Source organism: Streptomyces sp. NPDC033216 (assembly GCF_055577115.1).
On the sequence record NZ_JBVIQK010000047.1, the window covers coordinates 1 to 20,135 of the forward strand.

The 20,135-nt window shown below is 68.0% G+C and carries 20 protein-coding genes and 4 pseudogenes; 17 read left to right on the plus strand and 7 right to left on the minus strand.

All coding sequences use genetic code 11. The features are described 5' to 3' along the window. On the plus strand, positions 1-126 hold a 126-nt coding region (locus ACZ5Y0_RS36240; RefSeq protein WP_469132903.1), incomplete at its 5' end, for a DUF6009 family protein. Between the two features lie 207 nt (positions 127-333). Here the strand turns inward: ACZ5Y0_RS36240 and ACZ5Y0_RS36245 are convergent. Next, a pseudogene (locus ACZ5Y0_RS36245) lies at positions 334-519 on the minus strand (transposase); the annotation flags it as partial. 253 nt (positions 520-772) lie between these two features. Beyond that, positions 773-1,174 (minus strand): hypothetical protein, encoded by a 402-nt coding sequence (locus tag ACZ5Y0_RS36250; protein WP_469132886.1) that lies wholly within the window; start codon positions 1,172-1,174, stop codon positions 773-775. A 443-nt stretch (positions 1,175-1,617) separates the two neighbouring features. Between ACZ5Y0_RS36250 and ACZ5Y0_RS36255 the strand changes: the two genes are divergently transcribed. The 4 genes from ACZ5Y0_RS36255 (at position 1,618) to ACZ5Y0_RS36270 (ending at position 4,361) form a co-directional block, all read left to right on the plus strand. After that, complete coding sequence (locus ACZ5Y0_RS36255; RefSeq protein ID WP_469132887.1) at positions 1,618-2,220, plus strand: SMI1/KNR4 family protein; 603 nt, start codon at positions 1,618-1,620, stop codon at positions 2,218-2,220. 365 nt (positions 2,221-2,585) lie between these two features. After that, on the plus strand, positions 2,586-3,041 hold the full coding sequence (locus ACZ5Y0_RS36260) for a hypothetical protein (protein WP_469132888.1): 456 nt from the start codon (positions 2,586-2,588) through the stop codon (positions 3,039-3,041). Between the two features lie 379 nt (positions 3,042-3,420). After that, a complete protein-coding gene (locus ACZ5Y0_RS36265; RefSeq protein ID WP_469132889.1) occupies positions 3,421-3,810 on the plus strand; it encodes a VOC family protein in 390 nt (129 codons plus the stop codon). Between the two features lie 137 nt (positions 3,811-3,947). Beyond that, positions 3,948-4,361 carry a pentapeptide repeat-containing protein gene (locus ACZ5Y0_RS36270; protein WP_469132890.1) on the plus strand — a complete coding sequence of 138 codons (414 nt, stop codon included), beginning with the start codon at positions 3,948-3,950 and terminating at the stop codon, positions 4,359-4,361. 281 nt (positions 4,362-4,642) lie between these two features. Here the strand turns inward: ACZ5Y0_RS36270 and ACZ5Y0_RS36275 are convergent, their stop codons facing one another. Further along, positions 4,643-4,942 (minus strand): PIN domain-containing protein, encoded by a 300-nt coding sequence (locus ACZ5Y0_RS36275; RefSeq protein ID WP_469132891.1) that lies wholly within the window; start codon positions 4,940-4,942, stop codon positions 4,643-4,645. On the opposite strand from ACZ5Y0_RS36275, the pseudogene ACZ5Y0_RS36280 reads away from it, so the two are divergent. Further along, positions 4,926-5,198: pseudogene (locus ACZ5Y0_RS36280) on the plus strand (GNAT family N-acetyltransferase); the annotation flags it as partial. The gene ACZ5Y0_RS36275 and the pseudogene ACZ5Y0_RS36280 sit on opposite strands and share 17 nt — an antisense overlap. 100 nt (positions 5,199-5,298) lie before the next feature. Here the strand turns inward: ACZ5Y0_RS36280 and ACZ5Y0_RS36285 are convergent. Together ACZ5Y0_RS36285 and ACZ5Y0_RS36290 are read right to left on the minus strand one after the other, a co-directional pair. Next, complete coding sequence (locus ACZ5Y0_RS36285; protein WP_469132892.1) at positions 5,299-6,279, minus strand: threonine ammonia-lyase; 981 nt, start codon at positions 6,277-6,279, stop codon at positions 5,299-5,301. A 780-nt stretch (positions 6,280-7,059) separates the two neighbouring features. After that, complete coding sequence (locus ACZ5Y0_RS36290) at positions 7,060-7,428, minus strand: STAS domain-containing protein (protein WP_469132893.1); 369 nt, start codon at positions 7,426-7,428, stop codon at positions 7,060-7,062. 166 nt (positions 7,429-7,594) lie between these two features. Here ACZ5Y0_RS36290 and ACZ5Y0_RS36295 point away from each other — a divergent pair, with 166 nt between their 5' ends. Then, the gene (locus ACZ5Y0_RS36295) at positions 7,595-8,074 is read left to right on the plus strand and encodes an ATP-binding protein (protein WP_469132894.1); all 480 of its coding nucleotides are present in this window, start codon (positions 7,595-7,597) and stop codon (positions 8,072-8,074) included. Between the two features lie 143 nt (positions 8,075-8,217). On the opposite strand, the gene ACZ5Y0_RS36300 is transcribed toward ACZ5Y0_RS36295, so the two are convergent. Continuing rightward, complete coding sequence (locus ACZ5Y0_RS36300) at positions 8,218-11,880, minus strand: nSTAND1 domain-containing NTPase (protein WP_469132895.1); 3,663 nt, start codon at positions 11,878-11,880, stop codon at positions 8,218-8,220. Between the two features lie 813 nt (positions 11,881-12,693). Here ACZ5Y0_RS36300 and ACZ5Y0_RS36305 point away from each other — a divergent pair. Then, complete coding sequence (locus tag ACZ5Y0_RS36305) at positions 12,694-13,194, plus strand: L,D-transpeptidase family protein (RefSeq protein WP_469132896.1); 501 nt, start codon at positions 12,694-12,696, stop codon at positions 13,192-13,194. Between the two features lie 19 nt (positions 13,195-13,213). Then, positions 13,214-13,378 carry a hypothetical protein gene (locus ACZ5Y0_RS36310; RefSeq protein ID WP_469132897.1) on the plus strand — a complete coding sequence of 55 codons (165 nt, stop codon included), beginning with the start codon at positions 13,214-13,216 and terminating at the stop codon, positions 13,376-13,378. A gap of 49 nt (positions 13,379-13,427) precedes the next feature. Here ACZ5Y0_RS36310 and ACZ5Y0_RS36315 read toward each other — a convergent pair whose 3' ends face one another. Beyond that, entirely contained in the window at positions 13,428-13,901 is a 474-nt protein-coding gene (locus ACZ5Y0_RS36315; RefSeq protein WP_469132898.1) for a hypothetical protein, read from the minus strand. Between the two features lie 149 nt (positions 13,902-14,050). Here ACZ5Y0_RS36315 and ACZ5Y0_RS36320 point away from each other — a divergent pair. The 8 genes and pseudogenes from ACZ5Y0_RS36320 to ACZ5Y0_RS36355 form a co-directional block, all read left to right on the plus strand. After that, positions 14,051-14,524 (plus strand): annotated as a pseudogene (locus ACZ5Y0_RS36320) (integrase); the annotation flags it as partial. A 61-nt stretch (positions 14,525-14,585) separates the two neighbouring features. Further along, positions 14,586-14,933 (plus strand): hypothetical protein, encoded by a 348-nt coding sequence (locus ACZ5Y0_RS36325; protein ID WP_469132905.1) that lies wholly within the window; start codon positions 14,586-14,588, stop codon positions 14,931-14,933. A gap of 29 nt (positions 14,934-14,962) precedes the next feature. After that, positions 14,963-15,340, plus strand: coding sequence for a hypothetical protein (locus ACZ5Y0_RS36330; RefSeq protein WP_469132904.1), 378 nt, complete (start codon positions 14,963-14,965; stop codon positions 15,338-15,340). Then, complete coding sequence (locus ACZ5Y0_RS36335) at positions 15,337-15,714, plus strand: hypothetical protein (protein WP_469132899.1); 378 nt, start codon at positions 15,337-15,339, stop codon at positions 15,712-15,714. Before ACZ5Y0_RS36330 ends, ACZ5Y0_RS36335 begins: the two co-directional genes overlap by 4 nt. 67 nt (positions 15,715-15,781) lie before the next feature. Next, positions 15,782-16,165 (plus strand): hypothetical protein, encoded by a 384-nt coding sequence (locus ACZ5Y0_RS36340; RefSeq protein ID WP_469132900.1) that lies wholly within the window; start codon positions 15,782-15,784, stop codon positions 16,163-16,165. 186 nt (positions 16,166-16,351) lie between these two features. After that, positions 16,352-18,009: pseudogene (tap, locus tag ACZ5Y0_RS36345) on the plus strand (telomere-associated protein Tap); the annotation flags it as partial. 551 nt (positions 18,010-18,560) lie between these two features. Next, positions 18,561-18,797, plus strand: coding sequence for a hypothetical protein (locus ACZ5Y0_RS36350; protein ID WP_469132901.1), 237 nt, complete (start codon positions 18,561-18,563; stop codon positions 18,795-18,797). A gap of 150 nt (positions 18,798-18,947) precedes the next feature. After that, positions 18,948-19,514 carry a hypothetical protein gene (locus ACZ5Y0_RS36355; RefSeq protein WP_469132902.1) on the plus strand — a complete coding sequence of 189 codons (567 nt, stop codon included), beginning with the start codon at positions 18,948-18,950 and terminating at the stop codon, positions 19,512-19,514. The last annotated feature ends 621 nt before the right edge of the window (positions 19,515-20,135 follow it).

The window sequence follows — 20,135 nt, forward strand, 5'->3', positions numbered from 1 at the left end:
GGCCTCTACCAAGAAGGCGCCCCCGGAGAGGCTGTCGACCCCCGCACTATCGATGTAAGGAAGGTAGGGGAGAAGACCCCCCGCTCGCAGAGGGGTCCTGCCGCCATAACCGGCACACGCGCGTGAGCTTTGCGCGGAGTAGCGCACTGGTGGCAGTACTGCACTACTGAGGTTTGCGGGTTGTCGTCGGATGGTGACGGTTCGTGATCCCCGCGGTATGCCGGTGGTCGGACTCTGACGGAGTCGATCGCACACCGCGACCAGTCCAGCTCGCCCCGGGCACCGAGCTCGTCCAGAACCAGGCGGTGGAGATTGCCCACACCCTGGTCTCGGGCCGTAGCGTTCCGGCAAGTCACGCCAGGAGATCCCGGTCCGGATCTTGTAGACCATCCCGTTGATGACCTGCCGGTCCGACACTCGCGGCCGGCCCGTCGCGGCCCGCGGTATCAGCGGAGCGAGTAACTCCCACTCCTGATCGGTGAGTTCATGACGACGTATCACCCCACCATGATCCACCACCCGATGATCTTTGAAGACGGACCCTAGAGCGGAAGCTTGCCAGTCAACTGAAGCACTGAGTCACCGATCTCAGAGCGATCCAACCATCTCGAAGATCATTTCGTTAGGAGTTTTAAGTCCACCTGCGTGAGATCGGCGTCCCTCCGCAGCGCGGCAGGACCTCGGCGATCCGCCAGCTCGTCCTCGAGGCCCCAGCCCTCGTCATCGCGAAAGCAGTCGCCCCAGGCGTCCACCAGCGGTGAAGCGCGGCTCCTTACGCTGGGGCCACCGAACCTCGCTTGTCCTCAACGTGGACGACGTGAAGCTCGGTGCCGTCCCTGTGACGCTTGGAACGTCCGAACAGCCCGACAGCGATCTGCGACTGATCCTGCGGCTCATCGGGGCCGACATAGGTAAGGACGTCGTTGTGATGCCCGGTGACGACCCATCCCTCCACGTCCTTGAGGTCGATCACCCCAAAGTCTCCTGCCGAAGATCCGGCATGCGCCGGGCCGAACTTCTTCAGGAGGTCGGTTGCCTGTTCAACAAGCTCCTCTTCTGGAGCGGTCAGCACGACACAAGTGCCATGCTCGAACAGCACCCACGACTTGTGAGGGTCGGCGAGAAGCCGCTGCCAGACGTCTATCAGTATCTCGGTGTCCACGCCGATCATCATGCCGCAGAGCACCTACACAGGGTGACGATCGGCCGACAGCTACGGCGAATACGCGACTCCTGAACATGCGGGCCTACCAGTCCCACGGCCGGTAGAGCTGGCCGATAGCCTGGCCGCCGCTGCCCGGCGCCCTGAACGCTGGACGGCCCGCCGATGACTTTGACCTCGGGGTCGTGGCGCGGGTCCCGGTCGTCCTGGCGGCCCGCGCAGGCAGGCCGCCCCGGCCGCGCAAGCCCTGCACGGCATCCCCGACCGTCTCCAGGCGAACGAGGTCTCCGCTGGGGCGGCAGGCCGCTGCCGGCTGCGGCCTGACCTTGCCCAGCCCGGGGAGCCGAAGGAGACGGCTGTCGTGAGCCGGGCGTGAGGTTGTGGGAAGTGCGGGAACCCACGAGGAGGCCTGTGGGTCTGACAGGTGGAAGCGCATCGCGACGTGAGGATGAACCGTGCCCTTCCCTGACATACTGAACCGCCTGGATTCGTGGCTGGAAGCCCACGCGCCAGACGAGTTCCGCACTCTTAACCCGCCCGCTACGGCGGCGCAGATCAGTGAAGTCGCCGAGAACCGGTTCGATCTCCATCCGGAGCTGGGGCTCTGGCTCGCCCGCCACAACGGGGTGTCGACCTGGACGCGGCCGGGAGGGCCGGGGGGATGGCTGCCTGGTGGCCACTATCCGCTGGACGCGGAGGGGATGCGGCTCGGGCAGCGGAACATGGAACAGGAAGTGGCCTGGAGTCTGGAGGACGAGAGCGAGGAGTCCGTCGTCGGGACGACCGCGCATGTCCGGTGGGTCCCGCTGGCCAGGACGCTGTCGGGGGTGGAGCTTGTCGTCGACCATCGGGAGGGGCCAACCCAAGGGGCGGTCCTGGAAATCGACCAGGATGCGGAGTTGTGGGGCGTCGTCCGTTGGAAGAGCGTGGCGGAGATGTTCGAGGAGACGGTCGTGTCCCTGGAGACGGGACATCCTGTGGTGACCGCACTGGGCAAGGAGATCCGGGCCGAGTACGTCCGTGAGGACGACGGCACCTGGCAGCTGGTCTGGCACTGATACCGCAGAAGGGGAGACCGGTCAGCTGCCACGGAACAGCGGAGCCGGTGACAACAGTCATGCTTCCGCCCAAGTAGCGTGCCGACCTGGTGACAACTACCGTGCTTCGCCGCGCCGAACCCGCTGGTCAGTGGCCGCCGATGGTGACAGCTATCGTGCGTCGGCACAATTCGGCGGGCCGCCGTACAGCGCTCTGACGACGGCCCGCTCCTGAATCGCACCACGAATGCGAGACCGAAGATGACCACGCGCTGGCCGCCCTGGCGCACCGCCGGCCGTCCGCTGGCCCCGCGCGTCGCCGTGCCCCGGAGCCGGTCAACCCCGCCCACATCGGGCGGCGCGTCGTACGGCGCCGGGCGAAGGGGATGGACGCCGGCGCCGTCGCGGCGACCCTCGAGGACGCCCGCTTCGACGCGCGGCAGGACTCCCGCCACGAGGGCCTGGTCGACGACGTCCGCGGCCGGGCGGAGCTCAGCTGCTCGCCGCCGCGCCGCCGGGCACCGTCTACGACCCGGAGAGCGACGACGTCGTCCCAGGCCGAGCTCGCCGCCGAAGCCGCGGCCGCCGCCGACCGCGAGGCCGCCGTACGCGAGGCGCAGCGGATCGCGGCCCGCGCCGACGAGCTCCAGGCGCTGCGCGAGCTCCGGCCCCTGCAGCAGACCGAGCCCCGCGACGGGGACGAAGCCGCGCGCGACGAGCTGACCCGGCGAGCCGGCGAGTACGTCCAGGCCGACGTCGATGCCTGGCTCGCTCACTCCCTGGCCGCGCACCTCGGGCATTACCGCGACCCGGCCGCCCGTGAGGCGCCGCCGGCCTTCTGACGCCGCCGCTCCTCGCCCACGCCGCGCTGCTCGCCGAACTCGCCCGGCTGGTCCCCGGCGCCCGCGCCGACGAGCTGGCTGACCTGCCGGGCACCTGATCTCACTCGCGCCGGAACGCCCCCTCGACGTCGCGCTGTTCTGGCAGCTGTCTCCATGATCCGACCCCCCTTGGCCGCTCGCTGCGCGAACGTGCGCCTCTCTCGACGGGTGTCTAAGCGAAGTTCGATCGATCTCACTGAAGATTGACGACCGGCAGGTTCGTCTCAACGAAGTTTGACCGTCCGCGTTCTGTGCCACCGATCGATGGTTGGTCAGCCGCGCACCACGTGTGGGGACGACCGACAGTGAGCGGCCCTGCGTGCCCTGAGAGGATCAGGGCATGGCGGACTCACCTATGCAGATCAATGCCCTCATCGTCGATGCCGCTGACCCTGAGCGGCTTGCCGCGTTCTGGTCCGAGTTGCTTGGCCGGCCAGTCGTGGGCCGCATGGGACCCTACGTATGGCTGCAGCGTGAGAACGGCCTGGGCTTGGGCTTCCAGCGAACCGGCGAGCCCAAGTCAGTGAAGAACCGTATGCACTTCGACATCACCTCACCCAACCCGCCCGCTGAGCAAGAACGTGTCGAGGCGCTCGGCGGGCGCCAGCTGGAGGAGTACGACGCCGGCGGGTTCCTGGTGATGGCAGACCCCGAGGGCAATGAATTCTGCATCATCCCCGAAGGCCCCTTCGAACTCGATGACGAGGGGCGCGCGAACTACCTCATCTGACCAACCTTCCCGCCTGAGCCCAAAGGTCGTCGGCTCCCCGCCCGCAGCCATTTGAAGTGATCGGCGCTGGTGATACGCCTTCTGCCTGCAACTGTGTGAGCACATGCGGCGTTGTTGGCCCTTACTTAACGCCCTCCGTGACCCCGTCGGCAACCTTCGAGAGCTACGCCAGGTTCGGGTCGGCGACTTTCGAGGGCGGCGCCTGGTTCAGGTCCGCGACCTTCGAGGGCGACGCCTGGTTCGGGTCGGCGACCTTCGAGGCTGGCGCCTGGTTCGGGTCGGCGACCTTCAAGAGCGACGCCTGGTTCGGGTCGGCGATCTTCAAGGGCGACGCCATCTTCGAGTCGGCGACCTTCGTGGAGGCTAACTCCGATAACTCACCCCGGAGCCGTTCCACTTCCACCAGCCTCATGCCAGGACGATGCCCACCACCAGGCGAGATCACCCGAGGTAACGAAGCACTACTAGTCGGATATGACCGACACCGCTCGTCCGCGCGGCTGTACGTTTCACCTTCAGCGCGTGTTGACCGCGTCGAACCACTTTTGTGAAGGGTGATCCAGATGAACAGCCCTACCCGCCCCCTTGCCCCAAGCAGCGCCGGTGGCGCCGCGCCGGCCTTCCGGCTGGGGGTGGTGCAGATCGCCGCGCCCGTGCTGGGCGGCGGTCTGGGGGCACGGTGCTGGCGTACGTGCTCGTGGCGGCCACTGGTGGGCGCATGACGGCGGGGGAGCCGTGGACGTGGGTCTCAAACGCCAGGTATGGGGCACAGCGACGGCCGTGCCGGCGGCGCGGGCGGGGCGCGGTGACCGTCTTCTGCCGCGGCTGACGTTTACTGGTCAGGGTGGACGGCCTGGACGCCGGTGCCTGCGTATGCCTTGGGGGTGAGGGTGAGAAGGAACCGTCCGGCGGGGTGGGCGGCGGAGGGCCAGGCGGCGTGGATGGCGTGGACGGCGGCCAAGGAATGCCCGAACCGCAGCAGTTCGGTGGCGGTGATGGCGGCGTCGGTGTCGAACGCCTCGATCCGGATGAACCGCAGGCCCTTGATGTAGCTGAGCAGACCAGGCCGCTCCACGTCACCGGCCGTCAGCGACAGCACCGGTGCATACAGATCACTCTTCGGGTTCGTCACCCCGGACGGCACCGGGTACGTGCATCTGATCGCCACACGGGACGACGCCCGTGGCACCGGTCTCGGGCGTCGTCTGTATACGACGTTCGCCGAAGCAGCAGAACGTCACGGTGCACAGCAGTTGAAGGCGATCACATCAATCGAGAACACCGGCTCAATCGCCTTCCATCGCAGCCTCGGCTTCGGCACGAAGATCGTCGACGACTACAACGGTCCCGGCCTGGCCATGGCCGTCTTCCACCGAGACCTGCCGCTCAACGTCTCGCAGCCTGACCAACTTCCGTCACTGGTAATAGCTCCACAGGCCGTAAGTCTTGGTGTCGCTCGCTCGAACCCGGAGAGAAGTGAGTGATTTGTCAAAACCTGGGGATGGGAGCCGCACCGACCCAGCGGTGATAGGCGTCTACATCGACGTTGCTGCCGCACAAAATAGTGACTACGTGTCGGCCGGCGAAGCGGTCACGGTCTTCGAGGATCGCCGCGATGCCGAGCGCGGCCGACGGTTCGACGACGAGGCCGGCGTGGTCAAGGAGCATCCGCATACCGGCGATGATCGATGCCTCCTGGACCAGGACGGCGTCGTCAGCGACCAGGAGGAGGTCGTCCAGGACAGCCGGGATGGGACGCCGGCCGGCGACGCCGTCAGCGATGGTGTCGGTCGAGTCCGTGGTGACGACGCGCCGCTGGCGCCAGGAGTGGGTCATCGCCGGTGCGCCCAGCGGCTGGACGCAGATCACCTCGACTTCGGGCGCCATGGCCCTCACCACATGACCCACACCAGTGGCCAGCGCTCCGCCGCCGAGAGCAATCAGGACTGCGTCGAACGATGGCTCGGTGTCCACCAGCTCCAGGCCAATGGTCGCCGCGCCTTCGCAGGTCTCGATGTCCAGGCTGTCTTCGACCAGCCGGATGCCGTCGTACCGCGCGATGGCCGCCGCCCGCTCGCGAGCCATCTCGTGGTCGCCGTCCACCAGCTCCAACCTGGCACCCAGCGCGCGGATGCGATCAAGCTTGGCCCGAGTCGCAAAGCGGGATGCCACGACTGTGACGTCGATCCCCCGGCCGCGACCGGACCAGGCGAGGGCTTGGCCGAGGTTGCCCGCGCTGGCGCACACTGCGGCTCGCGAACCATTGTCGGCGAGCAGGCTCGCGACGACCTCGGTGCCGCGGGCCTTGAAGCTGCGAACCGGGTTCGCCGTCTCGAGCTTGATGCTCACCGTGCACCCGAGGTCGGGCTCCAGCGCCTCGCAGCGGTACAGCGGAGTGTCGAGAAAGATCGGGTCGATTACCCGGCGAGCCGCCCGGATCCGAGCAGTGTCGAGGCGTGTCTCTTGCACGACATCGCAGGCTACAGGGCATGTATCGAAAGTGCCTGGTGAGGATGGCGGATAGCTCATTTGTGATCCAGAATGAGTGGAACTCACGCTTGAGACTCCCCGCTTGATCCTGCGTCGCTGGCGCGAGGAGGACGTTGCGCCCGTGGCAGCCGTCAGCGCCGACCCCGAGGTCATGCGGTGGATCCGTGACGGCAGCGTCCGTGACGAACAGCGACTCGCGGCGGGATCCAGGCATGGGAGAGCGAGTGGGAGTCACAGCGCTTCGGCCTGTTCGCCGTGGAAATCCGGTCCACTGGCGAGCTTGCCTCGACTTCCGGCACTGCGACACCCGCGCCCTCTACCCCTGCCCCAACGGCATCCGACGCTGCGGCAAAGCCCACGCCACATCCAAACCCCGCGACGTCCTCTTCGACGACATGGTCCGACAGACCGCCGCCGGCACCATCGTGCCCATCCAGCTCCGCGCCGGGACCACGGTGCACCGCTACTGGGCGACCAGCGCCGACCGCGACCGATTGGACGACCTCCACAGCGACGACACGCGTCTGCCGTCCGAACGAGAAGCGGCTCCCGCGAACGGCGCCAGCCACAACCGCCCCACCTGCCAGCCGCCGGCCGTCCCCTCGATCACCGTGCACAAACGAGGTCGAAGCGCGCCTTCGTCAGGCCGTACAGCGCCCTGCACGGTAGGCACGCCGCTCGGGCAGCGTTCAACACATGCCGGGATGCCTTCCCCGCGGCCCGTGAGCCACTCAGGAGCCAGGTAAATGTGTGTGCGGCTCAGGGAGCCAGGGCGTCGTGGAGGGTGGGGTGGCTTTGGAGGATGTCGTGGACGCCGACGAGTTGCAGGACGCGCAGGACGGGGTCGGTGGGTGCGGCCAGGCGGAGCCAGCCGCCGGTTTCGGTCACGGCCCGGTGGGCGGTGATGAGGATGTTGATGCCGGTGGAGTCCATGAAGGTGACCTGGCGCATGTCGATCACGATGCGGGGCCCGACGGCGCCGGTGACGTCCAGGGCACGGCGCAGCTGGTCGCCGGTGTGGTGGTCGATCTCCCCGGCAAGCGTCACCAGGCGGATGCCGTCCGTGGCGGTGGCCACGACCGACAGCCTGCCGACCTGCTCGGTGTTCGTCATCTGTCCCTCGGGCATTCGGTGATACTTGCACACCAAGCAAGACCTTCTGCCCGAAGTGCTGCCCTGCACGTCCGGGTGATGCTGCTGCGCCGGTGGGGAGCCGGCGCGGGAGAGTGGAGCGTGTCCCGCGCGGGCGCGGGTACGCGCGGGGGTGTGAACGGGGTAGCGAAAGCGGGCCGTGATGGAACCAGCAGCGGTGAATGAGGACGGCACCGCACCAGCCGAGCAGACCATGCAGACCACGGTGGCCCTGGAAGGTGACGGCACGGTCATCGCCCAGGCCCGCCACCTGGCAACACGGTTCCTCACCCGGGTACAGGCCGAACACGGTCTGCCCGTCTCGCAGCGTGCCGTGGACCTGACCCAGCTGGTGGTCAGCGAGCTGGTGACCAACGCCCGCAAGTACGCGCCCGGCCCGGTGCTGATGGACCTGCGCATCGCCGGTGACGTGGTCGAGGTGGTGGTGTGGGACTCCGAGCCGGTGCTGCCGGTGGCCCGGGCCGCGGATGCCGGACGGGTGGGGCAGCACGGGTTGGAGATCGTGATGGCCGTCGCTCAGGGCTTCGAGGTTCAGCGGGAGCCGGTCGGCAAACGCATCACCGTTCGCATCGCCTTGCTCGACGACCTTGGCGGGGCCATCGCAGGACGGAGCCCTCTGTAGCGGCATCCGGGGCACCCGGGGCATCCGCGGCATCCGGCGGAGCTCGGCCGACCGTACCTGCTCGCCGGAGATGGTCTGACCCCGGTGCCAGTCGTGGACCCGCCCACGAAGGTCTGTTCCTCTGCCCTTGACAGATTCTTTGCTCAGTCGCACACAGAGCGGGATGACTCGTCGAGCTTGAACAGCAAGCTCTCCCTTTGAGTGATGTCGCGGTCGACGGATCGGCAGATCCCGTTGATCGTTTCGGCAGGGTCGGGGAGGGTGGCGTCCCACAGCCGGATGGTGCCGTCGTCGCTGCCGGTGGCGAGGGCACGGCCGTCAGGGCTGAACGCCATAGCGGTGACAGTGCCCTCGTGGTCGGTCAGAGTGGCGCGTGTGTACCCGGTGGCCACGTCCCACAGCCGGACGGTGCCGTCGTCGCTGCCGGTGGCGAGGGTTCGGCCGTCGGGGCTGAACGCCAGTGTGGAAACCGTGCCCTTGTGACCACTCAGGGCTGCCTTGGCGCGGTGGGTGGTTACATCCCACAGTCGCGCCAGGCCGTCGGCGCCGCCGATGGCCAGGAACCTACCGTCGAGGCTGAACGCCATCGCCTGCACGTTGACGAAGCCGACAGGGGTGTCGTCCTTGAGGGTGGCTCGGATGCGGCCGGTGGCGACGTCCCGCACGTGCACTGTTTCCCCGCCGACGGCCAGAGAGCGGCCATCAGGACTGAAGACGACCGAGGTGAGGTGGCTGTCGTCGCCAGTGATGATGGTGCGGGTACGGCCGGTGGCGGTGTCCCGGATCCGTACGGTGTTGTCGGAGGTGCTGCCAGTGGCGAGTGTGCGGCCGTCAGGGCTGAATGCAAGCGTGTCCACGGATTCTTGAGAGCTGTCGAGGGTGATGAGGGTGCGGCCGGTGCCGGAGTCCCACAGCTGTACGGTCCCGTCGCGGCTGCCCGCGGCCAGCTGGCGACTGTCCCGGCTGAACGCCATCGCGAGCACCTCCGCCGTATGGCCTTCGAGGGAGGGGCCGGCCCGACCGGTGGTGGTACGGCCGCTGGTCACGTCCCATTGTCGTACAGTGCCGTCCTCGCCGGTAGTGGCGAGAGTGGTGCTGTTAGGGGTAAAGCCCACTGACAGCACGTGGCCTCTGTGTCCGGCTAGCGTTGCTCGGTTGCGGTTGCCGAGGCTCCACAGTCGTGCGGTCGTGTCGGTGCTCGCAGTGGCCAGTGTGTGTCCGTCGGGGCTGAAGGCCAACGAGACCACGGCCGCCGTGTGGCCGGTGAAGGTGGCGCGGGTGAGGCCGGTGGACACATCGAGCAGTTTTACGTTCGCGCTTCCGACGGCCAGCGTGCTGCCCCCGGGGCCGAAGGCCAGCGACGTCACTCCGCTGTCGGTGAGGCCGTTGAGGCTACTGTGCACGTCTCCGGAGGACGGTTCCCACAATCGGACGGTGTTGTCGTCGCCGCCGGTGGCGAGCAGGCGGCCGTCGGGACTGAACGCGACCGCCTCCACGGTTCCCTGGTGGCCCTTTAGGACAGAGCGTGTCCGGCCTGTGGCGGTCTCCCACAGCCGAACCGTGCCGTCGTGGCTGCCGGTGGCGAGCAGGCGGCCGTCGGGACTGAACGCCACCGCGTTCACGGAGTCCTTGTGGCCGGTGAGCACGTCGCGGCTGCGACCGGTGGTGGTGTCCAGCAGACGTGCGGTGCCCTCGAATCCGCCAGTGGCGAGCAGGCGGCCGTCGGGGGTAAAGGCCACTGCTGTCACGGGGCCCTGATGGCCCTTCAGGGTGGTGCGGACGCGGCCGGTGGCGGTCTCCCATAGTTGTACGGTGCCGTCGCGGCTGCCGGCGGCAAGGGTTTGGCCGTCTGGGCTGAATGCCACCGACTGCGCGAGCGTTTTCACGGCTCGGGTGAGGCCGGTGGCCACGTCTCGCAGGCGTACGGTCTCGCCCTCGCTGCCGATGGCCAGGGTCGTGCCGTCGGGGCTGTACGCCACGGAGGTCGCCCCCTGGCCGAATCCGTCGAGGCGCCGTTGGAGCGGAATGTTCCCGGCGGCGTAGAGGCTGATGGTGGCTTCTCGGGTGGGGCTGGTGCGGTAGGCCTGGACGGCCAGGAGCGCGGCGAGGTCGGAGCCGGTGTCCAGCAGGGAGGTGGATTGGACGGCGAGTTGGCGGGAGAGGGCCTCGCGCTGTGCGGTGACTGCGGTCTGGCGTTGATCGAACGCTATGGCCGTGGCGGTGAGGGCCATGGCGAGCAGGACGGCCAGAGAAGTGACCAGGGTGCGTAGACGGCGGGTTCTGCGCGTGGTTGTTGTGCGTTCTTCGTCCCGGGCATTGGTGCTGGTGGTGAGGAAGGCCTTCTCCAGCGGAGTGAGTTGGTCCTGCTGTTCGGGGGTGAAGGTCTCTTCTGCGGTGGCAAGGCGGGTGCCGCGGTAGAGGGCTCCGGGGTCGCGGTCGAGTTCGTCCCAAGCTCTGGCGGCTTCGGATAATCGGCGGTGGCTGCACAGGAGTTCGCGGCTGGTGTCGATCCAGTCGCGCAAGCGTGGCCAGGCGGTGATGAGGGCCTCGTGAGCGAGGTCGACGGTGTCGTTGTCGAGAGTGATCAGGCGGGCGCGCGCCAGTTGCTCGAGGACGAGATCGGTCTCTTCGGTACCGGTGGGGTTGAGTTCGGTGTGGGGCGCGGGGCGGCGGGTGTCCTGGGCTCCCTCGCTGGGGGTGATCAGGCGCAGCAGCAGGCGGCGAGCGAGCAGTGCCTGTTCGGGGCCGAGGCGGGTGTAGACCTGCTCGGCGGTGCCGGCGATGGCGCCGTGGATGCCGCCGGCGGCTTCGTAGCCTTTGAGGGTGAGGGTTTTGCCGCGGCGGCGGCGCCAGGTCTCCAGCAGGGCGTGGGACATCAGCGGCAGGCCGCCGGGCTCGTCCGCCACCTCGTCGATGATCCTTGAGGTGAGCGTACGCTCGAGGATCAGACCGTGGGCGGCGGCTGGTTTGACGATCGCCTCGCGCAGCTCTTCCCGGCTCATCGGTGTGACGAGCAGGTTGGCGTCCTGCAGCGCACGGGCGAGGCCGCGGTGCTCGCCGCAGCGGCCGTAGAAGTCCGCCCGCACCGCGATCACCACCCGCAGATGGCTGCTCGCGTCCAGTGCAGTGATCAGTTGGTCGATAAACCTGGTGCGCTCACCGGCGTCGTCGCAGAGGGTGAAGAGTTCCTCGAACTGGTCGACCAGCACCCAGGTGTCCCCGGTTCCTTCCGCAGGAGTGAGGGCGAGGGTGTGGGTGGTTGCAGGACGCTCACCGGGGGTGAGAATCCGGATGGTCGCTGGACGCGCTGTTGGTGAAGCCTCCTGCTGCAGCACAGGGATGAGCCCTGCCCGCAGGAGGGAGGACTTCCCACTGCCAGAGCTACCGACCACGCCTACAAACCGGTGTGCCCCGGCCAGCTGGACCAGGTTGGCTATCAGGCGGTCCCGGCCGAAGAACCGGTCGCGGTCACCGGGCTCGAAGCGTGCCAGACCCAGATACGGAGCCTGCGACGACCCGTCATCGATGAGTGGCTGCTTCTCCTCTTCCTGCGTCACTTGGTGCCAGCGCCGCTCCCACTCCTCGGTATCCCCGCCGCACACGGCCACGTACGCCAGGACTACGGGCAGCGAGGGCAGCCGTTCACCGGCGGCGGCCTCGGACAAGGTGGGCGCCGTGTACCCGGCCCGCTTGGCCATGGCCCGGTAGGTCGGTTTGCCGGCCTCCTCGCGCAGCATGCGCAGCTGGTGGGCGAAACGCTGGACGGGCCCGTCCTCGGGATCCAGCGGGCTCTCAGGACGGCCCACTTCTTTCTCCTCTCCTTGTGCCGAAGATGACATTGCCTTGATCACGGACGACAACACCGTCACCCGGGACCGGCCAAGCGATGACTCCCCCGGCCCGCCTGGCGTTCCTCTGCTGAGCCTTCCTGGCCGCCAACCTGTGGCTGCGCTCCCCTGTCTCCCCTGCGAAGGGGACCCACCGTGCAGTACACCGGCACGCTGCACCAGACACCGGCCAGCCGATCCAGAAGCCACCCCAACCGTGCGGAAGCGTCACAGTCCCTCCCCTGCGGGGAATCTGAGACGCCCCCCTTCGGGTGGCAGCGACATGGCCGCTGCCACCCACCGAGCCGCGTTTCGGCCGGGGGTGGCTTCCTGTGTACCCCCGATTCCATCAAGTTCAGAGTTGATTCGCAGCCCTCTTCCAACGCGCCCATCAACAGCGAACTCGCAGGTAGGAAGGTCGATGCTGCTCGGGACACACTCTGGCGGACCGGATCGACGGTCAGCGAGAAATTGAGGAAGCCCATCCTCCCAAGTCACCGGCGTATCGATTGATGGACGTGCGGGGGCGGGCTGTCAATCAACTGTGCAGCCCTTGGAATCGTTGGCAGGCAACCAACAGCCGCAGCGTGAGGCCACACCCAGGTGTCGGATGACCTGCACGCGTTCCCTGTCCACGGCTACGCCAGGCCGTGGCTCACCCATGAGGAGCAACCCATGCCAAATCTGAGGAGAAAGATCGCTGTCAGCGCTGCGGTGGCCGTGTCCACCGCAACTCTGGCCACCCTGGCTCCGGCGACGCCGGCCAATGCGTCGCCTGGCGACGCAGCAGCCGTGGGCTACTCCACGCGACTGGTGTTCGACAAGAACCCTGCCGACCCGACCAACTCGCGTCTCTACTGGCGGGTCTACCGCGTCGAAGACAACGGTCGACACAGGAAGATCGTCGATGTGTCCTGGCGGGCAGGGTCGGGCATCGGCGTGAAGAACGACTGCACCCGCAACAAGGGGTGGCTGCCCAACGGCTACTACGACGTCACCCTCTATCCCAGCTACAACGGCAACGTCATCAAGGGTGTCGCTTTCCGTCTGAGCAACAAGAAGTGCTCCGCCGGCACCACCACCCGCACCGACCTGTTCATCCACAGCGAGATGACCCGCAGCGGCGGCCAGAACCCGAATGTCGAGTCTCAGCGCTGGGACGGCAACGGCGACTACAAGTCCAACGGGTGCATCAAGCTCAAGCCCGCCGACATCAAGTCGCTGGCCAACTTCTACAAGCGGTACCACCCGGTTGGCCGAACGGTCGCCAGCAAACTCGCCGTCGTCTCCTGACAGCCGAGCTGCGGCGAGCGTGATCATGCTGGCCCTGCGCGCTCACGGCCCTGGTCGCGCGGGCCCGCACGACACGGGCGAAGCGTTCACACAGGCCCGAGGCGCCCTCGAAATCGCCTGGCTGATCGCGGCCGGTGCCATGGGGCTGCTGTGCCGTTACGAGGAGGCCCGCGCCGCCGGATGACTCCCGGTGATCGATGTCAGAAACCGTGGCCGAAGCATGAGTCGGCGCGTCACTGCCCATCGAGGGATGGCTGTCGGGCGAGGAACTCCTCGAACGCCGCCTTCTGCTTCGGATCCATGAAGCCTTGGCGGACATTGCGGGCCTGCTCTTGGAGCCAGTGCGCCTCGTCGGGCTCCAAGAGCTCGGCGACCACCACGCCTTTGCGAGCGACTGCCGTGCGCCCTCCCACACGACGGCGAAAGAGCGTGAACGCGCCGAATTCCGCTGGGTGGGCCAGTTCCGGCTCTTCCGTCTCAGCCCGATTCTCGTCCCCGGCGTCACTCGTCGGGTAGGCGGTGGGGGCCCAATGCTCCCAGAGCGCCAGCGTGGCTGCGGGCACCAACACGGCGCGCTCTGCCTCTTCACGCCCCTCCCACATGAACGTGACCGTGACGGGCTCGCCGACCGCCTCGGCCAGCCCGAGCACCCTCTGCATCTCATCGTTGATCGGGTAACCCGCCACTACGTCTATCTGAATGCCCATGGCGCCTGAGGCTACTGGCCGCTTCCGACATTGCGGGTGCCGATAGATCATCCGTGCAGGTGGCAGCCTTGAGCGCCGCTCTCTGGCCAATGTCCGCTGCTTGCCCCGCGATCTTCACGGGACAGAGCCGGGCGGCCTCATGATCTGTCGTGCTGCTGCGCCCGGCCTACCTCGCCGTGACCAACACCTTCGCGCTCCTGCGGCTGCTGCCGATGAGCGATCGGGACAAAGACCTCGAGATCCTCGCGCTGCGGCACCACCTGGTGGTCCTGCAGCGCCGGGTCGGCCGGCCCAGGTTCACCGACACCGACCGTGCGGTCCTCGCCGGCCTGCTCCACCACCTCCCGATCGGCAAGCTGCGGCACCTGCTGCCGCGGGTAGGCCCGGACACGATCGTGCGCCGGCACCGCAACCTGCTCACGCGACACCACGCCGCGACCTGCGCGCCCAAGCGCCGCGGGCGCCCACCCACCGTCCGCTCGATCCGCGCCCTCGTGCTGCGCCTGGCCCGCGAGAACGGCTCGTGAGGGTCTCGCCGCATCCACGGCGAGCTCGCGGCGCTCGGCCTCCAGGTCGCCGCCTCCACCGTCTGGGAGATCCTCCGCGAGCACGGCATCGATCCTGTCCGGCCGTGGGAGCATCGCCGAGCGCCTGCAGGACGAGGTCGCGTGGGTCCGGCAGTGCGTGCAGTGGATCGACCACCTGGACGGCAGGCCGTACCCGCCGGCCGCCAACCTCCGCCCCGAGGGCGACTTCCCCGACACCTGCGCCGTGCCTGTCCGCCTGCCCAGGGTCGCGGCGATCCTGCGGCGCATCGTCTTCGACGTCGAGGAGCTGGCTCGTGCCCGGTGCGTGGAGGAGTCGCAGGAGGCCCAGGCCGTCGACGCCCCGCGCGCCGAACGGCGCCGCAGGCCGGCCGAGCCGGATCTGAGCTACGCCGAGTACTGCGACCGCACCAAAACGCCCCGGCGCTCCACGCGGCAGGGAGACCTCACCGGCCGCGTGTCGAGGGACACACCTGTCGGCAGATAGGTCTGCACCTGCGGGTAGGGTCTTTCGGCATGAGCACAACACCGCCCGACATACGCTGGGTCAGCCTCCGCGCCGCCCTCGGAATCGGGACGGCCTTCACCGCCGCCGCTTTCGGCGCCGGGTTCACCCTCGCCGCCGACCGGAGCGGCAGCACGGACCCGGACAACATCGTCGTCGAGCACTCGGTCGGCCCCCGCCACGGCACCGGGAACCGGTCCATGATCCAGGACCCGTTGCCCGGCGTGTGCACCGGCCATTCCGCGACCATGGGCAATGAGGCCGCCATGCGGGAGGAGGCGCTCTCGACCGCCTGCCAGTTCATCCGTGACGGCCGGGCCAAGGACGCCGACGCCGCTGTCCAGGCGCTACGGGACGCCGCCGGTGTTCTGGAACGGGGCCGCCGGTGAACACCCCCCGCTGCGTCACCCCGCGCCGTCTCGGCGCCGCCGCCGCGCTCTACGGCGTGTTCGTTGCAGGCTGGTACCTGGGTCAGCCCGTCACCCCCGAATGCCACGTCGACCAGGCCGCCCTCGACCGGATCGCCGAGGAGTACGAAACCGAACCATCCCCCACACCCACGCCGACGCCGACGGCGTACCCGTCACGGTACGACTCGAAGTCCCCCCTCCCGCTCGGCCCGACGCCGGACCCGGCCCACAACCCGCGTGGGATCGCCAGCGACAGGCTGTCCTTCACAATCACCTCCTACGCCGTCGCCTGCACCAACGACACGAGCGAACGCCCCCGCATTCGAGCATGGTTCGAGGGCCACCGGCGATAGAGAGGTGGTGTGGCCCGGTGTGTCCGCCGACGCGGGCGCCGACCTGGTGTCGTGCGACACTCCCCGGATGCCTGCCTGGATAACCCCGCGCCGCCTCGGCGCCGCCACCACTGTGTACGCCGTGTTCCTGGCCGGGTGGTGGCTGGGCCAGCCCGTGCGCTCCGACGGCTGCCTCGAAGACCGGCTCACCGCCGGGGCGGACGGTCGTCCCGCACCGGTAGAACCGGCCGACCCCAGCCGGTACCTTCAGAACCTCAACCTCGACTTCGGTCTCCTCGACTGGGCCGACGACATGGACGGCTACCGCGACGGCGAATACGGCCCCAGCGACTACGGGTACGACCTGCGGGGCGGGTCCGAAACATACGCCACGTCCGGCGCTGTCTACGCTCCTTGCTCCTACAAGAAGCGCGCCCGCCTGCTCGCGTGGATCAACGGCGACTGGGGCTGACTACATGTGATGGAGCAGTGATTGCGAGGAGGCTGGGTGGCTCTGGTCTGGTGTCCCGTCATTGGGTTGGGATTTGGGGCGAAAGGGTGGATCCGGTACGGAGGTGGTGAGGAGAGCATGGCAGCGCGTTCGAATTAGGTGTTCTGGTGATTGGCCTGCGGTCCTGTAGTTGCCGAGGCGCCAGCCGCCGCTCCGGAGCGGCCCGCCCGTCCGGCCGGACGTCCGGCGACGTCGCGGCGCCCGGCGGCGAAGAAGGCCGCCGCGCCCGCCGTCGACCCGCGCTTCCCGCACGGCCCGCTCGCCGTGCTGGACGGTGACGGCTCCGCGTACGGCGTCGACGGGATCGTGCTGGACTGCCCGGCGACCACGATCCCGGAGCTGGTGGAGTGGACGCTGCGCGAGTCCGGCCTCGGTGCGCCGAAGCTCAACCGGTACGGCAAGGACTCCGACCCGCTGATCGTGCTCACCGCCGCAGCCGCGGTGAGACTCGGGCTGCCCGAGCGCCTGGAGGGCCACGAGCAGCGCTGCTCCCTGCGCCTGCCGGACGACCACCCGGTCGTCAAGCAGGTGGCGAAGGCCAAGTGGCAGCTCACGCAGCGCGGGTTCGGCCCGTGGGCGCGGATCTACCGCAAGGCGCAGGGACGCGAGCGGCAGTGCGTGCAGCTGGCGATCCTGTCGTGGGACGCCCTCGATGAGCGGTCCTGGCCCGGCGTTGCCGAGATGGAGCCGGCCGACATCGCCCGCGTCCTCGGTGTGTACGCCCAGCGGGTCATCACCCCGCGCGGCTCCACGGCCGTCTCGGGCCTGGAGCTGATGACAGCGCTGCGCCCGCCGACGAAGCCGGAACGCGATGCGGAGACCGGCAACTGGATCTCGGGCCACAACCCGGGGTCGCTGGGGACGGAGCCGATGGACCCGGCGCCGCCGGAGGCCACCCCGGAGCACCCCGTCGTCGTTCAGTCCGGCTGGAGTGGCGGGTTCCTCAATGAGAAGGCGTACCAGTGGGTGCGGTCGGTGGACTCGCCAGCGATGAGGAGTGCCTGCTGCCCTTCGCGGTCGGCCTGGACCTCTCACCGCGTTCCTCGCCGCCGCGGCCCGCCTGGTCGTCGGTCTCAGCGCTCCCGGCCACTTCCACGCCCTTCAACCCGAGGATCCCCGGCTCCTGGCTGGTCGACCTGGCCCACATCGAGCTGGACCCGCGCCTGCCCTCGCAGTTCACGCCGGACGGCTCCCGTCCGACCGGCCCGGCCTGGTACCAGACGCACACCGTCGCCTACGCCCAGGAGCTCGGCTACGACGTGCACCCGGTCGAGGCGTACCTGCGCCGCGAGACCGGCGCGTACCTGGACCTGTGGCACGACCGTCTCAAGAACGCCTACGTGGACACCCTCGCCGACCTCGGCGTCACCAAGGACCTGGACGACCGCCAGTTCCTCGCCGCGATGGAGCAGCACAAGCAGGTCGATCCGGCTCCGGCCGCCGTCCTCGCGGCCATCAAGGCCACCGTGAAGGGTGGCGTCGGCAAGCTCCGCGAGCGTCCGCAGGGCAAGCACTACAAGGAGGGCGAGCGGTGGCCGGCCCTGGAGCGGCCGACCTGGCGCCCCGACATCCGGGCCGCCGTCATCAGCAAGGCCCGGGTCAACATGCACCGCAAGCTGAACAACATGGCGAAGATGACTGGGCTGTTCCCGCTCGCCGTACTGTCCGACTGCGTCGTCTACCCCTCGCCGGGCGCGAGCCCGCTGGACTTCCTCCCCTACGCGGCGTCCGGCAAGCCGCAGCCGGGCGGCTTCCGCCTCGGGCCGACGCCGGGTCTGGCGAAGCTGGAAGGCGTCCAGCCGATGCATCAGGAACAGGCACTGAGGAGCTCCAGCGGTTCTTCGCGTGAGGAGGCTCGCCGCATGAGAAGGCACGGCTCCACCATCGCACGCCGGTCACAGCAGGTTGACGCCCCCGAGCACGGCCGAAGCCGAGCCGATCACCACTGCGGTGAGGGCGACCGGCCAGAGCCGGGCTCGCGGATAGCGGCCCGCGGGATAGAAGAACAGCTGATAGCCGGGGTCGAAGTCGATGAGAACCCGGTCCCCGGCCGAAAAATTCGGATCAGTGAATGTGCGGGGGGTCCCGGAGTACTCCTTGGCGGTGACGCTCGATTGCGCACCGTCTGTCACCGCGCCCACAGGCGTGAATCGGTACGAAACACCCGTCGGCAGCTGGACGGAATCCAGAATCTCGACCTCTTGCGTCACTTTCCGCTGGTGTTCCCGCAAGCCGTGCGCACCGAGATTCACCCCCCAAACCACGGCGCCCAGACCCGCACAGAGTTCGAAGACCGCTGCAATGACCCCTAGGTTCACAGGGCGACGATATCAAGATCACAACGGAAGGGCACCCCATGGCCGATAAATCCCCCGCCGAACTCGAAAAGGAGATCGGCCGACTGCGGGCGGAATTGCACACGAAAGCCACCTCCGCCACCCTGGCCGGACTTGCCCGGAAAAATGACATCGAATCCGCCGCACTCAAGTCGGACAAAGAGGTCTTGGCGACACAGAGCTGGGTGCAGAACGAAACGAAGCCCAAGCTGTGGGAAGCGATCAAGAAGCCCGAAGTCCTGGGCTTCTTCGACTGAACCCACCTCTCTCGAACACGGTCGCGCCAGCACCTCCCCTCCGGTCACCGGCGGCCACCGCGCGCCCCAAACCGTCCCACACCGCAATCGCGGTGAATGCTCAACACCTCCTCATCTGGCATGTCACCATCACTGGAAAGGGGAGGTTTCATGGGCAAGGACACACGTATCGCGTGGTCAGGCTGGTTCAATCGGACGATTCAGGTTCCCGGGGCCGGCTCTGGCACCCCCCTGCTCCTCGAGATACGCGGTGGGCTCACCTCCAGCTTCAGAATCAAGGCACTCCATCGTGGGACACATACCCAGCGTGTCCGCACAGAGATCGGGAGAGCCGAGCGCCGTCACAGCCGCGTAGTGCTCCCGGGCGACTGCGATGCCTTCGAAGTTGAGCGCGTGCGATACGGAAGCGAAGGCGCGAGTGGTGTCAATCGATGGCACGCTCGCCTCATCGACGCGAGCACCCTTCCACAGCTGACCCCCGAGGATTTCCTGGGTAAGGGAACCGAGACCTTCGGGCATTTTCCGGAGAAGCGCTACTACACGCTTCACTACGACTTCATCGACGCCCCCGGGATTGTCACCTACTTGCCCATCGATGGCAGCGAGCCGATCAGATTGAGAACTTCAGCCTACAACCCCACGGGTGTCATAAGGGTGGTCCGCCACGGGTACGTGACCATGGACAGCCTCGGAAAGTGGAAGGTCTCGGTCTCCTAAAACAATTTCCCTCACCATGAGTTCGGGGGGGACTGCTCACAGAAATCCATGGCGGCAACACCAAGGGAGGCGAGCACGTGGCCTCCCTTTTCTGTCCCATTTTTTCACGTACCCGAAGGGCGGTGCCGAGAATGGCAAAACCTCACACGGACGACGAAGCCCGAGTCATCGAAATTGTCAAAAAAGAATGGAACATCCTCCGGGGGAGTTGGCAGACCTGGACCGAGAACATGGTCAAAAAGGAGTATCTCAGACCAGGTGCTGCGCCATTCCAGAGTTAATCTGTACCGCAGTCTGATGCGGAGTCACCGGCTCAGGCCACCCCCCGCACCCTTGCTGCCCGGGCCGGAGGCCCGTTGGCCGTCCCGCGCAGCGGGGCCGGCCGTTGGGGGCGCGCAGCGTCCCGGGTGGCTGGAGCGCAGCGGAGGCCACCTTGCGGGGCCGCAGGCCCCGCTGCTCCGGGAGCGCAGCGGACGGAGCGTCACTCGCGTTGCGTAGCAACGCGAGTGGGCTGCTCGCGTAGCGAGCAGCAGCGCGAGCGCGGAGCGGGAGCGCAACACCCGCGCGTAGCGCGGGTGTTCGCTTGCCTATCGCGCAGCGATAGGGTACCCGCTCCGCGGG